The organism is Bradyrhizobium sp. Mp27 (assembly GCF_029953005.1).
Classification (GTDB): Bacteria; Pseudomonadota; Alphaproteobacteria; order Rhizobiales; family Xanthobacteraceae; genus Bradyrhizobium; species Bradyrhizobium barranii.
Genome location: NZ_JASAUS010000547.1, coordinates 1 through 929, shown reverse-complemented (window position 1 = coordinate 929; position 929 = coordinate 1). Strand labels below are relative to the sequence as shown.

The following is a 929-nucleotide window of genomic DNA, read 5'->3' as shown; positions in this document are numbered from 1 at the left end:
ATAAACGTCCTGCCTGACCGGCTACTGCTGTTCAGCGGCGCTGACGGCGATCATCAGGTGGGGGAGTTTCAAGTGACCATACCCGGGGGATTTTGACCGACCCACGGGGGTTCGTCGCAGCAGCTTCCCGCAACCCCGGCGACGCCGAGCGCCGGAGCCTGGAACTGGCTTGGCGAGCAGATCCAAGGACCCGCCTCACCAGAGCCAGCGCCGCACTGGGGCGCGCAAGCTCATCCGCCGCTCGAGCTTCCTGCTACACCGGCCACCCCCAGCCAGGGAGCCTGGGCCTGGCTCGGGCAACAGATGCAAGACTCCGCATCGCCGTCGTGCGTGAGGCCTCGATCGTCAAACATCTACGGCGGTCTCGACTCCTTCGTTGATCTGGATCCACCCCACACCCCACGACTTGCGTGACGATGCGCGCTCTGCGCCAGCATCTGAATTTGCAGCCGCCTCGTCGTTCGCAGGACCGCCGGGGGCGGCTCCGGAGCTGCGGGATATAGGAGCGATCGTTGGCGCCGGCTGGCGCCACGGCTCCCAGGCGGCTTCAGTCGTGTTGATCGATGTATTGGGAAATATGCATCTGCTGCCAAACCAGTTCGGGCCAAGTCAGTTTGTGATCAATGGGGAGCGCTATTTTCGGCTACGTTTGGACCAGGAGGCCGCAGGGATGTTCGCCTGATCCATCATCCCCGCGTGAGCCAGCCGGATGAACCAGGCCCGTCTCAGTCGCTCTATCGTCCCCGGCCGATCGTGCCAGCCGTGCAATCCGGTGAGGGGCCCGTTGATCTTGGGTATCTGATCCGCGGGGATGGGAGCACCGTAAGCGCTCCTTTCTACGCACCTATGCAGTTGAGCGCGGGGATGGGATGAGGTGTCCACCATGAACGAGGTGGACACCATCGATGATCACTCCAGAAGAACTTTTG

General features: G+C 63.0%; 1 protein-coding gene. It reads left to right on the top strand.

Annotated elements, in window-relative coordinates:
* Positions 1-376: 376 nt before the first annotated feature.
* Complete coding sequence (locus QJT78_RS51670) at positions 377-682, top strand: hypothetical protein (protein ID WP_038946094.1); 306 nt, start codon at positions 377-379, stop codon at positions 680-682.
* Positions 683-929: the final 247 nt, after the last annotated feature.